General features: G+C 73.3%; 16 protein-coding genes. 10 read left to right on the top strand and 6 right to left on the bottom strand.

Annotated elements, in window-relative coordinates:
- Positions 1-139 precede the first annotated feature (139 nt).
- Positions 140-1903, top strand: coding sequence for an alkaline phosphatase D family protein (locus ACN28A_RS23015; RefSeq protein WP_421397889.1), 1764 nt, complete (start codon positions 140-142; stop codon positions 1901-1903).
- Positions 1904-2085: 182 nt separating this feature from the next.
- Here ACN28A_RS23015 and ACN28A_RS23010 read toward each other — a convergent pair whose 3' ends face one another.
- Complete coding sequence (locus ACN28A_RS23010) at positions 2086-3942, bottom strand: ABC transporter ATP-binding protein (RefSeq protein ID WP_421397887.1); 1857 nt, start codon at positions 3940-3942, stop codon at positions 2086-2088.
- 79 nt (positions 3943-4021) lie between these two features.
- Here ACN28A_RS23010 and ACN28A_RS23005 point away from each other — a divergent pair, with 79 nt between their 5' ends.
- The 7 genes from ACN28A_RS23005 (at position 4022) to ACN28A_RS22975 (ending at position 9534) form a co-directional block, all read left to right on the top strand.
- A complete protein-coding gene (locus ACN28A_RS23005) occupies positions 4022-4600 on the top strand; it encodes a TetR/AcrR family transcriptional regulator (RefSeq protein WP_421397884.1) in 579 nt (192 codons plus the stop codon).
- Positions 4601-4630: 30 nt separating this feature from the next.
- Complete coding sequence (locus ACN28A_RS23000; RefSeq protein ID WP_421397881.1) at positions 4631-5149, top strand: DinB family protein; 519 nt, start codon at positions 4631-4633, stop codon at positions 5147-5149.
- Positions 5150-5297: 148 nt separating this feature from the next.
- Entirely contained in the window at positions 5298-5879 is a 582-nt protein-coding gene (locus ACN28A_RS22995; RefSeq protein ID WP_421404593.1) for an IS607 family transposase, read from the top strand.
- Positions 5876-7249: an IS607 family element RNA-guided endonuclease TnpB gene (tnpB, locus tag ACN28A_RS22990; RefSeq protein ID WP_421397878.1), complete on the top strand. Its 1374-nt coding sequence runs from the start codon at positions 5876-5878 to the stop codon at positions 7247-7249. The genes ACN28A_RS22995 and tnpB overlap by 4 nt, the downstream gene beginning before the upstream one ends.
- A 31-nt stretch (positions 7250-7280) precedes the next feature.
- Positions 7281-7583 carry a WXG100 family type VII secretion target gene (locus tag ACN28A_RS22985; RefSeq protein ID WP_421397877.1) on the top strand — a complete coding sequence of 101 codons (303 nt, stop codon included), beginning with the start codon at positions 7281-7283 and terminating at the stop codon, positions 7581-7583.
- Positions 7580-9136, top strand: a complete 1557-nt coding sequence (locus ACN28A_RS22980; protein WP_421397875.1) for a hypothetical protein — start codon at positions 7580-7582, stop codon at positions 9134-9136. Before ACN28A_RS22985 ends, ACN28A_RS22980 begins: the two co-directional genes overlap by 4 nt.
- 11 nt (positions 9137-9147) lie before the next feature.
- Positions 9148-9534 carry a hypothetical protein gene (locus tag ACN28A_RS22975; RefSeq protein WP_421397873.1) on the top strand — a complete coding sequence of 129 codons (387 nt, stop codon included), beginning with the start codon at positions 9148-9150 and terminating at the stop codon, positions 9532-9534.
- A gap of 94 nt (positions 9535-9628) precedes the next feature.
- Here ACN28A_RS22975 and ACN28A_RS22970 read toward each other — a convergent pair whose 3' ends face one another.
- The 4 genes from ACN28A_RS22970 to ACN28A_RS22955 form a co-directional block, all read right to left on the bottom strand.
- Positions 9629-10087, bottom strand: coding sequence for a protease inhibitor I42 family protein (locus ACN28A_RS22970; RefSeq protein WP_421397871.1), 459 nt, complete (start codon positions 10085-10087; stop codon positions 9629-9631).
- A 57-nt stretch (positions 10088-10144) separates the two neighbouring features.
- On the bottom strand, positions 10145-10768 hold the full coding sequence (locus tag ACN28A_RS22965; protein WP_421397869.1) for an HAD-IA family hydrolase: 624 nt from the start codon (positions 10766-10768) through the stop codon (positions 10145-10147).
- The gene (smc, locus tag ACN28A_RS22960; RefSeq protein WP_421397867.1) at positions 10769-14347 is read right to left on the bottom strand and encodes a chromosome segregation protein SMC; all 3579 of its coding nucleotides are present in this window, start codon (positions 14345-14347) and stop codon (positions 10769-10771) included.
- A 392-nt stretch (positions 14348-14739) separates the two neighbouring features.
- Positions 14740-14934, bottom strand: coding sequence for a hypothetical protein (locus ACN28A_RS22955; protein WP_203858414.1), 195 nt, complete (start codon positions 14932-14934; stop codon positions 14740-14742).
- A gap of 417 nt (positions 14935-15351) precedes the next feature.
- Here ACN28A_RS22955 and ACN28A_RS22950 point away from each other — a divergent pair, with 417 nt between their 5' ends.
- On the top strand, positions 15352-16437 hold the full coding sequence (locus tag ACN28A_RS22950; RefSeq protein WP_421397865.1) for a CAP domain-containing protein: 1086 nt from the start codon (positions 15352-15354) through the stop codon (positions 16435-16437).
- Between the two features lie 117 nt (positions 16438-16554).
- A complete protein-coding gene (locus ACN28A_RS22945; protein WP_421397863.1) occupies positions 16555-17379 on the top strand; it encodes an endo alpha-1,4 polygalactosaminidase in 825 nt (274 codons plus the stop codon).
- 29 nt (positions 17380-17408) lie between these two features.
- Here the strand turns inward: ACN28A_RS22945 and mutM are convergent, their stop codons facing one another.
- On the bottom strand, positions 17409-18269 hold the full coding sequence (gene mutM, locus ACN28A_RS22940) for a bifunctional DNA-formamidopyrimidine glycosylase/DNA-(apurinic or apyrimidinic site) lyase (RefSeq protein ID WP_421397861.1): 861 nt from the start codon (positions 18267-18269) through the stop codon (positions 17409-17411).

The following is an 18269-nucleotide window of genomic DNA, read 5'->3' as shown; positions in this document are numbered from 1 at the left end:
GCGGGCGTCTCGGCGCAGCCGCCGCACCTGCGCGGGGGTGTCACCGCCGAGTAGGCTCGCCGCGAAGCTCCGCTGGTGCCCCTGACCAGCGGGGCGGCACGATTCGCTCCACCACCCCTCGTCCGCTCGGAGGTCCGCCATGTCCAGCGCCCGGCTACTGATCGGCCCGGTCCTGCGCCGGGTGGTCGGCTCCAGGGCCACCGTCTGGGTGGAGACCAGCGGGCCGGCCCTGGTCCGGGTCACCACCGAGGACGGCGCGGCCGGCGAGGCGGCCACCTTCAGCGCCTTCGACCACCACTACGCACTCGTCGTGGTGGCCGGGCTGGAGCCCGGCAGGATCACGCCCTACCAGGTCTTCCTGGACGGCGACCAGGTCTGGCCGGAGCCGGACGGGAAGTTCCCGCCGAGCATGATCCGGACCCGTCCGGCCGGCGACTCCGACGCCCGGCTGATCTTCGGCTCCTGCCGGGAGACCACCCAGCACGCCACCGCCCGCAAGCTGCCGCCGGACGCGCTGGACGCGTACTCCCGGCGGTTGATGGCGGCGGTCCGGGCCGGTCGACCGGGCGAGGGTGGCGGGGCGGCGGACGGCGGTGACGATTGGCCGGACCTGATGGTGCTGCTCGGCGACCAGGTCTACGCCGACCAGACCTCGCCGACGGTACGCAAGCTGCTGCGCCGCCGTCGCAACCGCACCCCCGACGCCCCGGCCGACCAGGTGGTCAGCTTCGACGAGTACACCAAGCTCTATCTGGAGTCGTGGCGGGATCCGGAAATCCGTTGGCTGCTCTCCTGCGTGCCGAGCGTGATGATCTTCGACGACCACGAGATCATCGACGACTGGAACACCTCGGCACCGTGGCGCACCGAGTCGCACCAGGAGTCCTGGTGGTCGGAGCGGATCGCCAGCGGACTCGCCTCGTACTGGGTCTACCAGCACCTCGGCAACCTGGAACCGGACGAGATCGCCGCCGACCCGGTGTACGCGAAGGTGGTCGCCGCCGAGGACGCCAGCTCGGTACTGCGCGAGTTCGGCGCGCGGGTCGACGCGGAGGCGAGCGGCTACGACGCGGCGCTGGGCGAGGGTAAGTCCCCGGCCGAGGCCAGCCCGCCCGGCCGCTACCAGTGGAGCTACTCGCTCGACGTCGGGCGTACCCGGGTGGTGGTGCTGGACAACCGGTGCAGCCGGGTGCTGGACCGGCGGCACCGGGCGATGCTGCCGCCGACCGAGTGGTCCTGGTTCACCGACCAGGTGCACGGCGAGTACGACCACCTGGTCGTCGGTTCGTCGCTGCCCTGGCTGCTGCCGCCGGGAATCCACCACCTGGAGTCCTGGAACGAGCGGGTCGCCGACTCGGACCGGCCGCTGCTGGCGGGCTTCGCCGAGCGGCTGCGCCGGGCGCTCGACCTGGAACACTGGGCGGCGTTCCGCCGATCGTTCGACGCCCTCGCCCAGGTCTTCGTCCGGCTCGGCAGCGGGCCTGCGGGGCAGCCGGGCGACCGGGTGGGCGCCGGTCCGGCGTATCCGCCACCGGCGTCGATAAGCGTGCTCTCCGGTGACGTGCACCACTCGTACGTCGCGCGGGCCAGGTTTCCCGGCGGGCCGGCCACCACGCCGGTGCACCAGTTGACCTGTTCGCCGATCCACAACCAGATCCCCGGGCCGATGCGCCCGCTGCTCCGGCTCGGCTGGTGGCACGGCCCGTCGGTGGCGGCCCGGCTGCTGGCCCGCTCGGCGGGGGTGCACCACCCGCCGGTGCGCTGGCGCAAGCTGGACGGCCCGTACTTCGGCAACGCGATAAGCACGCTGCGGCACGCGGGACGCGCCGCCGAGGTGACGATCGAGGGCACCGCGCCGAACGGCAGCCTGCGCACGGTCGCCCGGCGCAGCCTCACCGGCTGACCGCCGCCCGCCCACGCCCGCCGCCCGCCCACGCCCGCCGCCCGCCCACGCCCGCCGCCCGTCCACGCCCGCCGGGCGCCGCTCGCCCTCGGCCACGCCGAACCCCGTCGACCCACCGGCCGCCGCCCGCACCCGCTGCCGAGCCCGGCGTCGGGTGCGGGCCGCCAGCCGCGCTGCCCTGTTCAGCCGGTGACCGGTGCGGCCAGTGCCGCCGGTCGGGGCGGCTGGCCGGCGTCGGCGGCGATCCGCAGTGCCTCGACGAGTTCCCGGTAGAGCTCGTCGCCGGCCAGCAGTTCGGCGTGGCTGCCCCGGGCCCGGATCCGGCCGCCCTCCATCACCACGATGGTGTCCGCGTCGATCACGGTGGAGAGCCGGTGTGCCACGGTGACCACCGCCGCCTCGGCGGCCCGGGCCTGGATGACGTCGTGCACGGCCGCCTCGGTCAGCCCGTCGATCTGCGCGGTCGCCTCGTCCAGCAACAGCACGTCCGGGGTACGCAGGATGGCCCGGGCCAGCGCGATCCGCTGCCGTTCGCCGCCGGAGACCGACGACGAGGTGAGCGGGGTGTCCAGCCCGTCGGGCAGTGAGTCGATCTTGCCGGTCAGCCGGACCTGGGCGAGTACCCGGCGAACCTCCTCCTCGCCGGCGTCCGGATGGGTGAAGAGCAGGTTCTCCCGGATGGTCCCGGGCACCACCGGGGTCTCCTGCTCGACGTACGCGAGCCGGCGGCGCACCTGCGCGTGGCTGTACTCCCGGTACGGCCGGCCGTCCAGCAGCAGCTCGCCCTCCTGCGGTTCCAGGAAGCGCAGCACCAGGGAGAAGAGGGTGGTCTTCCCGGCGCCGGAGGGCCCGACGATCGCGGTGTGCCCGCGGCGCGGTACGGCCAGGTCGATGCCGTGCACCGCCGGTGCGGCGTCCGGCCCGTACCGGGCGGTGACGGCGCGCAGTTCGAGTACCGGGCTGTCGGGATCGGCCGGGGAGGCAGGGCCGGCCGGGGCGTCGGGGTCTGTCGGGGAGTCCCCGGTGCGGGGGCGGGCGGGTCCGGGCGCCGGCGCCTCCACCTCGATCGCGTCGACCTGGCGGATCCGGCCGGCCGCCGCGATCCCGGACTGCAACGCGGTGACGTTCTGGCTGACGTCGGTGATCGGGCCGAGCAGGCCGAACGCGTAGAGCAGGAAGGCGATCAGGCTGGAGACCTCCAGGTGGCCGGAGTCGACCCGCCAGGCCCCGATGCCGAGGATCATGATGATCGCCAGTTGGATGCCGGACCAGACGATCGTCCAGGCGGTCGCCTCCCGCCGGGCGGCCCCGACGCTGAACCTGGCCACCTCGCCCGCCTCGGCCAGGATCCGGGTGGACTGCCGCTCCTCGGCCCGGCTCGCCTTCACGGTCCGGACCGCCCGCAGCGTCCCCTCCAGCAGGCCGCCGAGCCGGCCCAGGTGCTCCTGTGCCCGCTCGTGCGCCTTGGCGATCCCCGGCATCAGCAGGCCGAAGAGGATCGCGACCACCACCACCGCCCCGACGGTGGTGCCGAGCAGCACCAGGTCGAGCACGCCCATCAGGACCAGGGTCCCGGCCATCATCACCACACCGTTGATCAGACCGATCAGGCTTCCGGAGGCGGCCTGGTGCAGCAGTACGGTGTCCGAGGTGACCCGGGCGACCAGTTCGCCGATCGGCCGGCGGGTCACCTCCGGCACGGTGGCCCGGAACAGCCGGCGGACGATCGACCCGCGGGCGTCCAGCACGATCCGCTGGCCCAGCGTGCCGAGCAGGATCCACTGCCAGAGCCAGATCACGCTGCCGACCACGAGCAGGACGGCCAGCGCGGTCACCGGCCCGGCAAGTGACGTCGCGCCGCCGAGCGAGTCGAGCACCCACTTGGTGACCATCGGCGACGCCAGTCCGGTCGCCGAACCGACCAGGGCCAGCAGCAGGCCGAGGAGGAGTTTGCCGAGGTGTGGTCGCGCGAACGACCAGAGGATCCGAAGTCTCGCCCAGGCGAGTTGATCACTGCCGGTCTCTTCCGCAACAGTCATGCTCATTAGTGGAGCATGACTGTTCCAGTAGAGGCAACCAGTATTCAAGAAGGGAGGCACCCTGTCTAAACTCCTCGGCATGGCGGACCAGAGCACCGACGCCGAGAGCCGGGTCCGGGCACGCACCCGGCGGGCGATCCTCGACGCCGCGATCACGGTCCTGGCGCAGCACAGCACCGCCTCCCTCGGCGACGTCGCGGACGCGGCCGGGGTGGGCCGGACCACCCTGCACCGCTACTTCCCGGAACGCGCCGACCTGCTCACCGCGCTCAGCACGGACGTACTGGCCCGGATCGACGCGGCCGCCGAGCGGGCCGAACCCGAGCGGGGCCCCGCCCCGGACGCCCTGGAACGGATGTGCCAGGAGTTCTTCGAACTCGGCGACATCCTGATGTGCGTCTTCTCCCAGCCGGAACTCGTGAACACCCCGACCTGGGAGGAGTGCAGCGAGGCGGACCGGACACTGCTCCGGCTGGTCCGGCGCGGGCACGCCGAGGGCACCCTCGATCCCGCCCTCGACCCGGCCTGGGTCCAGCAGGTCCTCTGGTCCATGCTGTACGCCGCCTGGCAGCACACCCGGGAGAACTCCGTCTCCAAGCACCGCGCGCTGGACCTCTGCCTCCGCAGCCTCCGCAAGGTCGTCGCACCACCCGGCTGACCACCGGACGGGTCATGCGATGATCAGCCGATGACCTGGACCGCTCCCGACGTCGACCGCCACCGGGCACCCGTGGTCGCCGACGAGCGCACCATGCTCGAAGGCTGGCTGGACTTCCACCGGCAGACCCTGCTCACCAAGTGCGCCGGACTGACCGCCGAACAGCTCCGCACCCGCAGCGTCGAGCCCTCCGGGCTGACCCTGCTCGGCCTCGTCCGGCACTGCGCCGACAACGAGCGGTACTGGTTCCGCCAGCAGTTCGCCCAGCTCGACGTGCCGTGGCTGTACTACACCCCGGAGCGGCCGGACCGTGACCTGGAGGAGGTCGCCGACGCGGACCCGGCCGTCGACCTCGCCGTCTTCGCCCAGGAGGTCGAACTCGGCCGGCAGGCCGTCGCCGGCCGCAGTCTGGACGACACCTTCGTCAGCACGCGCGGCAACGACGTCAGCCTGCGCTGGGTCTACCTGCACATGATCGAGGAGTACGCCCGGCACAACGGCCACGCCGACCTGATCCGCGAACGCCTCGACGGCACGACCGGCGAGTAGGTCGAGCAGACCGGAGTTGTCCACAGCCACCACCCACGGGGCTCCGAGGTTCGCCCCGAACCAATAAGGTGCCGGGCAACGGCAAGGGTTAGCAGCTGATGGCATGGTGGTGGTCAAGAGTGTTCGGTAGTGGACCGTAGTGGTCTTCGTGAACTTGAAGGAATGGGCAGCGACTACCGGGATCTCCTACGCGACGGAACGTCGACGCCACGAGTCCGGGACACTGCCCGTTCCGGCCTATCGGCTTGGCCGCCTGATCATGGTCGGGGTGCCAGTCGCCGGCCCGTCGACTGAGGCCGGGCAGACGGTGGTGTACGCCCGGGTTTCGTCGGCCGATCAGAAGGCCGACCTGGACCGGCAGGTCGCCCGGGTCACCGCGTGGGCCACCGGGCAGAAGCTTGGCGTGGACGGTGTGGTAACTGAGGTCGGGTCTGCGCTCAACGGGCATCGCGAGAAGTTCCTCGCCCTACTCCGCGACCCCCGGGTGTCGACCATCGTAGTCGAGCACCGCGACCGGTTCGCACGGTTCGGCGCCGAGTACGGTGTGGCTGCTCTGTCTGCGCAGGGGCGACGTCTGCTCGTGGTCGACCCGGCCGAGGTCGATGACGACCTGGTCCGCGACGTGACGGAGATCCTGACGTTGTTGTGCGCTCGGCTCTACGGCGGGCGCGCTGCCGCGAACCGCGCCCGCCGCGCGGTCGAGGCCGCTACCGAAGGCGGTCCGCCGTGAAGACGATCCAGGCGTACCGGTTCGCCCTTGACCTGACTCCCAGCCAGGAACGTGATGTTCTGTCGCATGCCGGCGCTGCCCGCGTCGCGCATAACTGGGCTCTCGCTCGGGTCAGGGCGGTCATGGACCAGCGGACCGCAGAGCGCTCCTACGGCGTGCCCGAGGAATTGCTGACGCCGTCGTTGTCCTGGTCGCTGGCCGGTCTGCGTAAGGCGTGGAACCAGGCGAAACCCGACGTCGCGCCGTGGTGGGGCGAGGTGTCGAAGGAGGCGTTCAACAGCGGCCTCGACGCCCTCGCGCGCGGGTTGAAGAACTGGGCCGATTCCCACACCGGGAAACGTGCCGGTCGGCCGGTCGGGTTCCCCCGGTTCAAATCCCGCCGACGGACCACGCCCAGCGTACGGTTCACCACCGGCGCGATCCGCGTCGAACCCGACCGGATGCACGTCGTGCTGCCTCGGCCGGGCCGGTTGAAGCTGCACGAATCCCCCCGTAAGCTCGCCCGCCGTCTCGAACCGGGCACGGCGCGGATCATGTCCGCGACCGCACGGCGTGACGGCGGACGCTGGCACGTGGCGTTCACCGTCGAGGTCGACCGGGCCGAACGCGCCCCGGCCCGGCCGCGATCGGTGATCGGTGTGGACGTCGGGATCAAGCACCTTGCCGTGCTGTCCACCGGCGAACTGATCGACAACCCGCGTCACCTCGTGACCGCCCAGCAGCGGATGCGGGCGCTCGGCCGGGCGCTGTCGCGTAAGACCGGCCCGGACCGACGTACCGGCCGCCGGGCGTCAAAGCGGTGGGAGCGAGCGGCGGCCCGCCTCGGCCGCACGCACGCCCGGGTGGCGAACCTGCGCCGCGACGGTCTGCAGAAGCTCACCACCCGAATCGCGCGCGAGCACGGCACGGTCGTGGTGGAGGACCTCAACATCATCTGCATGCTGCGTAATCGACGGCTGGCCCGACACATCGCCGACGCCGGGTTCGGCGAGATCCGCCGGCAGTTGGCCGACAAGACCGAATGGAACGGCGGCCGGCTGGTCGTGGCCGACCGCTGGTATCCGTCCTCGAAAACCTGCTCGGGCTGCGGCACGGTGAAAGCCAAACTCGCCCTGTCCGAGCGTGAATATCAGTGCGAGGCGTGCGGTCTGGTCGTCGACCGGGACCGTAACGCCGCGCTCAACCTGGCCGCCCTCGCGGCGCAGCTCGACACCGCCGGGAGTGGCCCGGTGGCAGCATGTGGAGCCGACCAGAAGACCCGCGCACGCGGGCAGGTGGCTGTGAAGCGTGAACCCGGCACGACGCCAGTCGGTCAGACCGGGACCGTCCCACCGCAAGGCGGGACTACCAACCAACCGTGTGCTCACTAAAGCGCACTGAGAGGTAACGGAAGGCTGGCAGATGGTACGGGTGGACACCGCCGCGTTGCGGACGGCGGCGAAACAACTCCGCGACGAGGCGGCGGACGTGGTCGGCGAGGCGGTCCAGGCCACCGGGAACACCGAGGGCCGCACGGTGCTGGGCTTCGCCTTCGACCAGTACGGCAGCTACGACGGCTACCAGAGCGTCGCCAAGGCGTGGCGTAGCGAGCTGGGCTGCCTCGCCGAGGCGCTGCGCCAGCTCGCCGAGGCGATGGAGCAGGCGGCCGACAACTACGACCGTTCCGACGAGAACGCCAGGACCCGGATGGGCGGGGCAGGGTGACGGCCGACGACAACACGCCGCTGCCCCGGCTCAAGGACCTCGAGCGCGACGTCGCGGAGCAGAACGGCATCTGGAACGCCGGCGCCCTGCACTACTCGATCCGGAACGCCCTACAGGTCGCCGGACCCGCCGGCACACCGTCCACGCTGGACGAACTCGCCGCCGACCACGCCAGGGCGGAGCAGCACCTCGACGCCGCCCTGCTGGCGGTCGGCCGGCTGCGGCGCACGACGCTGCCGACGATCTGGGCCGGCGACACCCAGGTCGCGGCCGGGGACGCGCTGGCCGCCGCCGAGCGCGGACTGGAACGCGGCGTCGAGGTGCTCGGCAAGGTCGCCCAGGGACTACGCGGACTCGCCGACGCCATCGAGGCCGGCAAGTCGCGGGACACCGCCGCGCTGGCCCCGCTGCGCGAGGCGTACGAGCTGACCGAGGAGATCACCGCCGGCCCCTTCGTCGACCCGCTCAACTACGACGGCGACACGATGCACCGGGCACACCAGCTGGCCAAGGGCGGGATGGCGGAACGGGTCGCGGCGCACAGTGCCGTCGCGGAGGCGTCCCGGGATGCGAGCAGCACCTTCCACGACCTCGCGTCGCAGGCCCGGTTGCAGCGGCTGGCCGACTCCCCGCTGTCCGCCCTGGACGAGCTGCTGCTGACCGACGCCGGCAGCACCGGCGACAGTGTCGACACGGCCATCCTCTCCGCCGCGATGGCGGACCGGGCGGCCGACCGGCTGGCCGGGATGAGCGAGGCGGACCGGGCCCGGATGGAGCAGCTGCTCGGCTCGGCCGGCAGCCCGGAGCACCGGGCCTACCTGATGCGTGCCCTGGCCGCCGGCTACGACATCGACCGGATCACCGAGTTCAACCGGCTGATCGGCCCGTACGGTGACGACCCGGCCTGGCTGCGGGAGCACCTCAACCCGCTGGGCGCGGGCGGCCCGATGGGCGGGCAGCAGCCCACCACGTTCGACGGCACGGAGTGGACACAGGGGCAGTACCCGACATGTGTCGCCTCCTCCACGGTCACCGCCCGGGCCGCGGTGGACCCGCTCTACGCCCTGCAGCTCACCACCGGTGGCCATCCGGGCGACCCGGCGTACGACAACGGTGCCGCGTTCGCCGAACGGCTCCGCGACGAGCAGGTGCGGGTCTACGACGGCGAGCGCTCCTGGGTGCAGGACCTGCCGGTGCTGGGCAGCGACGGGATGACGAACGACCAGTCGGAGACCATCGCCGACCAGGAGATCGGTGTGCGCACCGGTGCGGACTACGAGAACCGGGACGTGGACAACAGCGACGAACGCCGTGCGGTGCTGCCGGAGATCGAGCGGGCGGTGGACGAGGGGCACGCCGTACCCTTCTCCAGCCACGACGACAGCGGCGGGCACCAGATGCTGATCATCGGCCACGAGGGCGACAAGCTCCAGGTCTACAACCCGTGGGGCTACACCGTCTGGGTCGATTCCGACGACTTCGTCAACGGCCGGCTCGACTCCATCGGCAACGGCGTACCGACCGAGTTCACGAGCGTCCGGCTGCCCGGCTGAGGAGTGTTGCGATGACCTACCCGAGGACCGACGAGGACGAACTGCGGCGCGTCGACGTACCGGCCGAGTTGGCCGCCTGGCTGCGGGCCGGCCGGCCGCCGGCCGGCGAGGTGACCGTCGCCGCCGCACTGGCGGCGGACCGGCTCGGCGCCCAGCCCCGGTCGCTGACCTTCCTGGCCGAGGTGGTCCGGCGGGGCGGGGCCGGCTACGCCGGTACCCTGCCGGAGCCGCTGCCGACCCCGGAGCAGGCGGCGCTCGCCGCGACCTGGCTGGCCGCCGCGAACGGCGTCGAGGTGCCGGAGCGCCGGCCCGACCACGACGAGACGGTGGCCCGCTGGCTGGAGAACGTGGCGCTGGTGGTGGCGGCCCGCCGCCGTGCCGGAGCGGCTGCCGGCTGAGGCAGCGGCCCGCCCAGGGGACGCCTGATCAGGAGACGCCTGATCAGGCAGTGTCCACTCAGGAGACGGCGCCCACTCAGGAAACCGCGTCCACTCAGGAGACGGTCACCGTCCAGGTGACCGTCTCCGACGCCGCCCTGGTCCGCTCGCTGCCACAGCCCTGGAAGCAGTTCGCCAGGGTGATGGTGACCTGGCCGGACCGGCGGGCGTCGAACAGGAAATAGCGGTTGCCGCCGCCGCCCCCGTCGGACGGTCCGAAGATCCGGTCCGTCAGGCTGCCCGAGATCAGCTCGTCCTCGACCAGCGCCACCGCGTCGGCCGGCTCGGCGGTGGCGGTCCAGTTGTCGCCGACCGAGGCCCCTCGGTCGGGGACCCGGATCGAAAAGCGCTCCCCGGACTCCACGGTGGCCGAGGTCGCCTGCCGGTCCAGGACGGTCCCGTACCGGGCGTCGCGCCGGATCCTCAGCCCGACGACCGTGGCCAGACCGACCACCAGCACCAGGGCGAGGGCGGCACCGACGAGCACGAACCCGAGACGTTTAGGCGAGGACACAGCGGACGACGATACCGGCCAGCGGCCACCCCGCGGGTACCCGCCGGCCGGGGCCGCTCACCGGCCCAGCGCGGCGCGCAGGTAGCGCAGGTCCGCCGGCCCGTTCCACCGGTACGCCGACAGCCCCGCCACCCGGGCGCCCCGGACCGACCGGTCCGAGTCGTCCACGAAGAGCACCTGGGCCGGCGGGGCGCCGAGAGCCAGGCAGGCCTGCTGGAAGTATTCTTTGGCCGGCTTGGCCACGCCCAGCGTCGAGGAGTTGACCACCACGTCCACCTCGTCGGTCAGGCCGAGCAGCGCCAGGTCGGCGTCGAGCAGGTCGGTGGCGTTGCTGGCCAGCCCGACCCGGATCCCGGCGGCGCGTACCTCCCGGACGAAGCCGAGCACGTCCGGGTCGACACTGCCCCGGTCGGCCTGCCACTCCTGCACCGCCGACCGGGCCCGCTCCGCCCCGCCGGCCGGTTCGGCGAGCGCCTCGACGACCCCCTCCAGCCAGCCGGCGTGACTGAGTCGACCGGTGACCGCCGGTTGCAGCAGCGACCACCGCATCGCCGTGTCGTAGAGCGCCCCGGCCGGCAGCCCGTACCGGCGCTCGACGGCGGCACCGGTCTCCGGGTCCCAGCGGCGGAGCACCCCGTCCAGGTCCACCAGCAGGGCGGTCGGGCGTTCCCGCCGGGCCATTCAGTCCTCCTCGTTGCCGAGCCGCTGGCTGATCACCTGGGTGACGCCGCTGCGCATGGTGACCCCGTACAGGGCGTCGGCCACCTCCATCGTCCGCTTCTGGTGGGTGACCACGATGAGCTGGCTCTTCTCCCGCAACTGGGCCATCAGGGTGATCAGCCGGCCCAGGTTGACGTCGTCAAGCGCCGCCTCGACCTCGTCCATGATGTAGAACGGGCTGGGCCGGGCCCGGAAGATCGCCACCAGCATCGCCACGGCGGTCAGCGACCGCTCACCGCCGGAGAGCAGCGACAGCCGCTTGATCTTCTTGCCCGGCGGCCGGGCCTCGACCTCGACGCCGGTGGTGAGCAGGTCCTCCGGGTCGGTGAGCACCAGCCGGCCCTCGCCGCCGGGGAAGAGCACGGTGAAGACCTGCTCGAACTCCCGGGCGGTGTCGTGGTAGGCGCTGGCGAAGACCTCCAGGATCCGGTCGTCCACGTCCTTGACCACGGTGAGCAGGTCCTTGCGGGTCGCCTTGAGGTCCTCGAGCTGCTCGGAGAGGAACTTGTAGCGCTCCTCCAGGGCGGCGAACTCCTCCAGGGCCAGCGGGTTGACCTTGCCGAGCAGGGCCAGCTCGCGTTCTGCCTTGGCGGCCCGCTTCTCCTGCACCGGCCGGTCGAACGGCACCGGCTCCGGCACCGGCCGCTCGTCCCGCTCGGCGGCGGCGATCTCGGCCTGGCTGGGCGGTACGGGCTGCTGCGGGCCGTACTCGGCGACAAGCGTCTCCACGTCCAGCCCGAAGTCCTCGGCCGCCTTCGCCTCCAACTGCTCGATCCGCAGCCGCTGCTCGGCCCGGGCCACCTCGTCCCGGTGCACCGCGCTGGTCAGCCGCTCCAGGTCGGCGCCGAGCCGCTTGGCCGCACCGCGTACCTCCTGGAGTTCGGCCTCGCGGGCGGACCGGGCGGCCGCGACCTCGTCCCGGGTCTGCTCGGCCGAGGCCAGTGAGACCGCGAGCCGGGTCAGCGCCTCCCGGGCGCCGAACTCGACGGCGCGGGCGATCGTGGCGCCCCGGGCCCGGGCGGCCCGCCGGGCGGCGGCCCGCTCCCGGGCGGCCCGTTCGGCGGCGGCCTGCCGGGCCAGCGAGTCGGCCCGGCCGGCGATCGAGGCGACCCGCTCCTCGGCGGTACGCACCGCCAGCCGGACCTCCATCTCGTTCTGCCGGGCCTGCGGCAGGTACGCGGCCAGCTCGTCCCGCTCCTCGGTGGACGGGTCGGCGTCGATCGGGGTCGACTCAGCCAGCCGGAGCCGCTCCTCCAGCTCGGCCAGCCCGGCGAGGTCCCGCTCCCGGGCCTGCTCGGCCCGCCCCCGCGACTCGGCCAGCCGGTCCATCTCGGCCTTGGCCGACCGGGCGGCGGCGCCCAGCTCGGCGAGCCGGCGGGCGGCGGCGTTGCGCTGCCCCTCCGCGTCCCGCTTCACCGCCGCGGCGGCGGCCACCTGCTGCTTGCGTTCCGCCACCTCCTCGCGGGCCTCGCCGAGCTGTTCGCGCAGCTCGGCGATGGTCTGCTCGGCGGTCGCCCGGTTGGTCCGGGCCTCCTCGACGGCGGCCTGCACCTCCAGGAAGCTCGGCGCCTTGGCCGAACCGCCGGCCGCCGCGTACCCGCCGACCACGTCACCGTCGGCGGTCACCGCGCGCAGTTCGGGGTTGCCGGCCACCAGCCGGGTCGCCGCCTCAAGCGTGTCGACGAGTACGACGTCGCGCAGTGCCCGGTGTACCGCCGGGCGTACCTCGTCGGGGCAGCCGACCAGGTCGGGTGCCCAGCGTGCGCCGTCCGGCAGGGCGGGGCGGAGCGCCTCCGGCGAGCCGATCATGCCCGGCCCGGCCTGCCCGCCGACCAGCAGCTCGGCCCGGCCGGCGTCCTGGATCCGCAGCCAGCGCATCGCCTCGGCCGCCTCGTCCACCCCGGCCACCGCCACCGCGTCGGCGAGCGAACCGAGCGCGGCGGCCAACGCCGCCTCGTGCCCGGGCGCGACGGTGAGCAGCCCGGCCAGGCTGCCGAGCAGCCCCGGCACCTGGTCGGCGCGGGCCAGCAGCGCCCCGGCGCCGTCCTTGCGGCGCAACCCCATCGCCAGCGCCTCCTCCCGGGCCTTCCAGGTCGCCGCGTCCTTCTCGGCGGCCCGTTCGGCGTCGGAGAGGGTACGCACCCGGGCCGCGGCCTCCTCCTGGGCGGCGACCGCCTCGGCGTGCCGGGCGTCGAACTCGACGTTGTCGCGGTCCGCCTCCGAGGACTGCTCGGCGACGGCGTCCAGTTCGGCCTGGGTCTGCTCGGCCCGCAGTTGCGCGTCGGCGTGCGCGGCGGCGAGCCGTTCGATCTCCTCGGCCGCCGAGCCGGTACGCGCCCGCGCCGAGTTGACCTGCCCGGTCAGCTTGGCCAGCCCCTCCCGCCGGTCGGCGATCGCCTTGGCGGCGGCGACCAGCGCCCGTTCCGCCTCGGCGAGCTGCCGTTCGAGCTGCTGGCGGCTCTCCACCGCCTCGGCCAGCCGGATCTGGTCCTCGGTGAGCGCAGCGCGCAGCTCCTCCTCGTGCGCCCGGACCTCCTCGGCCTCGGCTTCGAGCCGGTCCGGGTCCCGGCCGGGGCGCTCGTCGTCCGGTGTGGCGCTGAGGTGGCGCAACCGCTCCCGGGCGAGCTGCTCGGTGGAGCGGAACCGCTCGCTGAGCGCGGAGAGCTTGTACCAGGTCTCCTGGGCGCGGGCCAGCAGCGGGGCGTCTTCGGCCAGCGCCTCCTCCAACTCGGCGAGCCGGGACTGCACCTCGGTGTGTTCGGCCTCCACCTGCTCGCGGCGCTGCCGCAGGGCCGCCTCGTCGGCGATCTCCTTGTCCAGGGTCGAGCGGAGCGTGGCGAGGTCGTCGGCGAGCAGCCGCAGCCGGGCGTCCCGCAGGTCGGCCTGGATGCCCTGGGCCCGCCGGGCCACCTCGGCCTGCCGGCCCAGCGGCTTGAGCTGCCGGCGCAGCTCGGCGGTGAGGTCGGTCAACCGGTTCAGGTTGACCTGCATCGCGTCGAGCTTGCGCAGGGCCTTCTCCTTGCGCTTGCGATGTTTGAGTACGCCCGCCGCCTCCTCGATGAAGGCCCGCCGGTCCTCCGGCTTCGCGTGCAGTACGGCGTCGAGCTGGCCCTGTCCGACGATGACGTGCATCTCCCGGCCGATGCCGGAGTCGGAGAGGAGTTCCTGGATGTCCAGGAGCCGGCAGGAGTCCCCGTTGATCTCGTATTCGCTCTCGCCGGACCGGAACATCCGACGGGTGATCGACACCTCGGTGTAGTCGATCGGCAGCGCGCCGTCGGTGTTGTCGATCGTCAGGGTGACCTCGGCCCGACCCAGCGGCGCCCGGCCGGCGGTGCCGGCGAAGATCACGTCCTCCATCTTGCCGCCGCGCAGCGCCTTGGCACTGTGCTCGCCGAGCACCCAGGCGATCGCGTCGACGACGTTGGACTTGCCCGAGCCGTTCGGGCCCACCACGCAGGTGATCCCCGGCTCCAGCTTGAAGGTCGTGCTGGAGGCGAAGGACTTGAAGCCCTTCACCGTCAGGCTCTTGAGATACACGTTCCCGATCCTCGTCCGGCGCGGCCACCGGGCAGACTCAGCACTTCCCGGCCGTCCCGCTCCCCCTCCTCCGGCGCGGTCCCGACCGGGTCGCCAGCCTCCCGGCCGCACCCGGACTCGGCGGAAGGGCCCGCGCCCGCGGCGGGAGCCTGGTCAACCCGCAGGGTAACCCGGGCCGGCCGCCCGGCTCGACGCGGCACGCGCCGGCCAGCCTATCGGATAGCCGAGGACCACCCCTGGTGGCGCGGGTGCCGCCGGGGGACTGCGGGTCGTCCGTACCCCGAGTGATTGCCCGGAAACAGAACTGCGCGCCGCCACAGGTGTGTCGGCGCGCTTTTTCTGGTGCGATTCAGTTGTCAGGCGGGGGCGCCGGTTTCCCGACGCCCGGCAGCTCAGGTCAGCGCGGGCTCGGCCAGCCGCAGCAGATCGTCTGCCTCGGCCGCCGCCGCCGCGAGCCGATCGTTCTCGGCACGCAACCGCGTCGTCTCGAACTCCAGTGCCTGAACCCTGGCACGCAGTCGGGTGACCTCGTCGAGGAGGCGCCGGTCGGGCGCCGCACCAACGTGGCCGTAGAGGGCCTTCGCCATATCGTCTCCTTGTAATGCGCTGCCGGAAAGGCCGGCCAACGCGCGCCCAACTCGAACGCGACTGCCTGCCCGCAGGCTCACGCGGGCATGGTCGGGCGCGACTGGCGACACTTATATAGTGTGCCGATGTCCCGGCTTAGTCAAGTTTCACCGGGGCACGGGCCAGCTGTGCCGTCGGCCACTCGCTGAGCGAGGGCTTGCCGCGCGGGCACGAACCGGGTCGCTGTTCGGACGGGAAGAGTCTAGCCCCTGTCGATGTCCGCCGACGGCGTCGGCCCAGGCCAGCCGCAGGATCCCGCCGGCGGGTCCCCTCTTATATCTTCCTTAGCCACGTTGCCCCCGCCGGACGGGCCCCGTAGCGTCCGCACGGTCAGCGACCAGGCGATAACCGGGAATCGGCGGCAACGGAGGCGCAGCGTGCAGGGGTGGAACGAGCAGACCGACTGGGAGGACGGCGGCGACTGGAGCAGCCGGCCCGACAACGGTGCTGCCTACCCGGCCGCCCGCGCCGGTCATCCGGACGACCCGTCGGGCCCGGCCCGGCAGCCCGGCCCGGCCGGCGAGGGTGGCGGTCCCGACCACGACTGGCTGGACGAGCCGACCGGGCGGCGGCAGCAGGCCGCGGCCCGCTGGGCGGACGAGCCGGCGGACCTCGGCGCGTTCGAGCTGAGCCGGGAGGCCGACGGCACCCCCGGCCGACGGGACCGTCCCGGCGACCGCCACCCCGCCGGCGGGCGAGCCGACCGGGGCGGTGCCGGCCGGCACCGCCGGCCGACCCCGCTGCGCGGGCCGGTGGGCCTGGGTGTCGCGGTGACCGCACTGCTCGGCGTCCTCGGCGTCGGCGCGGCACTGCTGCCGCCGAGCCTCGCCGACGCGCCGGCCGGCAACCGGGGCGGCCAACCGGCGGTCGACGCGGCCGGTCCCGAGGATCCCACCGATCCGGCGACGGACCCGGCCACCGCCACCAGCCAGCCGGCCCCGACGCCGACCGCGACCGCCACCCGGCCGGCCCCGAAACCCAAGGTCACCACCACGGCGCCCAAGCCGCCCCGGACGACCAGCCCGGCCGCCCGGCGCACACCGGCCCGGTCGTCGGGATCCGGCGCGAGCACCGCCGGAAGCAGCCAGGAGGCGCAGGTACTCGCGATCGTCAACCGCGAGCGCGCCGACGCCGGCTGCGGTGCGGTGGCGCTCAACGGCGACCTGACCGAGGCGGCCCGGCTGCACAGCCAGGACCAGGGCGAGCACACCAACATGTCGCACACCGGCAGCGACGGCAGCGACTTCGTGGAACGCGCCCGGCGGGCCGGCTACGACCGGCCGATCGGCGAGAACGTCGCCATGGGCTACCCGAACGCCGCCGCCGTGATGGACGGCTGGATGAACAGCTCCGGACACCGGGCCAACATCCTCAACTGCGACGCCAGGGCGATGGGGGTCGGGGTGGCCACCGGGGCCGACGGCCGGCTCTACTGGACCCAGGTGTTCGGCTCCGTCGCCTGACCAGCCGCACCCCGATCGCCGCCGGGTCACTTCCCCGCGCCGCCGTGCCCGGCGTACGGGCTGGCTCGTTGGCCGGTACGAGGGGGTGCGCGGGCGTGTTCAGCGCTGCGGGATGAGGTGTCCGGGCTGCGCCGGGGCGCCGGACTGCTCCTCGCGGTCGCGCTGCTGCTGCCGACCGGGGGATGCCGCTCCCTGCTGGACCGGTCCGCCCCGGTGCCGCCCTGGCCCGGCGGCCCGACCCCGAGCTGGCAGTGGCAGCTCACCGGTCGACTCGACCCGACGGTCGACGCCCAGGTGTACGTGCTCGACGGCTTCGACACGACGCTGGAGACCGCCCGGCGGCTCCGGGCCGACGGGCGGCGGCTGGTCTGTCACGTGGAGGTCGGGATCCTCCTGGAGACCCGCCCGGACGCGGGAAGGTTCCCGGCCGGCGTCCTCGGCGCACCGGCCCGGGTACCCGGCCAGCCCTCCGGTGCGCCGCGCGGCCGGTGGCTCGACGTCCGGCAGTGGTCGGTCCTGGAACCGGTGCTCGCCGACCGGTTCCGGCTCTGCCGGGGCAAGGGTTTCGTCGGCGTACTGCCGGTGGGGATGGACGGCTACGCGCACCGCTCCGGCTTCCCGCTGACCTTCGACGACCAGCTCGCCTTCAACCGGCGCATCGCCGACCTCGCCCGGCAGACCGGGCTCGCCGTCGGCCTGACGAACGACATCGACCAGGTACTGGCGCTGGAACCGTACTTCGACTTCGCGGTCAACGAGGAGTGCGTACGGCGTACCGAGTGCGGCCGGCTGGTGCCGTTCACCGCGGCCGGCAAGCCGGTCTTCCACGTGGAGTACCAGGGGTCCACCGACGACTTCTGCGGTACGTCGGTCGGGTACGGCCTCACCTCGATCCGCAAGGACCGCGACCTCGGGGTACGCCGGGACGTCTGCCCGCCGTAGCCGGGGCCGCCACCACCGGCGGGCGGACGTCAGCGGGCCGGGCGGGCCGCCCGGGGCCGGGGCTGGCAGCGGGGACAGCTGAACGACGACCGGTTCATGAACGCCTCGCGGCGGATCGGCGTACCGCAGCGGCGGCAGGGCAGGCCCTCCCGGCCGTACACGTTCAGTTCACGGTCGAAGTAGCCGCTCTCGCCGTTGACGTTCACGTAGAGGGCGTCGAAGCTGGTGCCGCCCTGCTGGATCGCCTCGCCGAGTACGTCCCGGACATGGCCGAGCAGCCGGCTGACCGCCGGGCCGGTCAGCGCCTCGGTCGGCCGGGCGCCGTGCAGGCCGGCCCGCCACAGCGCCTCGTCGGCGTAGATGTTGCCGACCCCCGAGATCAGGGTCTGGTCGAGCAACGCCCGCTTCACCTCGGTACGCCGTCGCCGGGTCGCGACCACGAACCCGGCGTCGGAGAACTCCGGATCCATCGGGTCCCGGGCGATGTGCGCGATCTCGCCGGGCAGGGTGGCGCCGCCTTCCGAGACCGCCAGGCCGCCGAAGGTGCGCTGGTCGACGAAGCGCAGGTCGGTGCCGCCGTCGTCGAAGGTGAACCGGATCCGCAGGTGGGTCTCGTCGGCCGCCTCGGTCGGCCGGACCAGCAGTTGCCCGGACATCCCGAGGTGTCCGACGATCGCGTCGCCGCTGTCCAGCGGCAGCCAGAGGTACTTGCCGCGCCGCCGGGCGGCCAGGATCGTCCGTCCGGCCAGGACCGCGGCGAAGTGCCCGGCTCCGGGCAGGTGCCGGCGTACGGCGCGCGGATGGCGCACCTCGACGGCCGCGATCCGCCGGTTCGTGACCCAGCGGGACAACCCTTCCCGGACCGTCTCCACCTCGGGCAGCTCAGGCAT

Origin of the sequence: Plantactinospora sp. WMMB782, from assembly GCF_049179135.1 — a bacterium.
Taxonomy (GTDB): Bacteria; Actinomycetota; Actinomycetes; order Mycobacteriales; family Micromonosporaceae; genus Plantactinospora.
Note: the sequence above shows the minus strand (reverse complement) of the source record. Positions and strands in the feature narration are given on the sequence as shown.

What these genes read in the sequence shown, in the direction of transcription:
- ACN28A_RS23015 (WP_421397889.1), top strand. Translation starts at nt 140, where the DNA reads ATGTCCAGCGCCCGGCTACTGATCGGCCCGGTCCTGCGCCGGGTGGTC.
- ACN28A_RS23010 (WP_421397887.1), bottom strand. Translation starts at nt 3,942, where the DNA reads ATGACTGTTGCGGAAGAGACCGGCAGTGATCAACTCGCCTGGGCGAGA.
- ACN28A_RS23005 (WP_421397884.1), top strand. Translation starts at nt 4,022, where the DNA reads ATGGCGGACCAGAGCACCGACGCCGAGAGCCGGGTCCGGGCACGCACC.
- ACN28A_RS23000 (WP_421397881.1), top strand. Translation starts at nt 4,631, where the DNA reads ATGACCTGGACCGCTCCCGACGTCGACCGCCACCGGGCACCCGTGGTC.
- ACN28A_RS22985 (WP_421397877.1), top strand. Translation starts at nt 7,281, where the DNA reads ATGGTACGGGTGGACACCGCCGCGTTGCGGACGGCGGCGAAACAACTC.
- ACN28A_RS22975 (WP_421397873.1), top strand. Translation starts at nt 9,148, where the DNA reads ATGACCTACCCGAGGACCGACGAGGACGAACTGCGGCGCGTCGACGTA.
- ACN28A_RS22965 (WP_421397869.1), bottom strand. Translation starts at nt 10,768, where the DNA reads ATGGCCCGGCGGGAACGCCCGACCGCCCTGCTGGTGGACCTGGACGGG.
- ACN28A_RS22955 (WP_203858414.1), bottom strand. Translation starts at nt 14,934, where the DNA reads ATGGCGAAGGCCCTCTACGGCCACGTTGGTGCGGCGCCCGACCGGCGC.
- mutM (WP_421397861.1), bottom strand. Translation starts at nt 18,269, where the DNA reads ATGCCTGAGCTGCCCGAGGTGGAGACGGTCCGGGAAGGGTTGTCCCGC.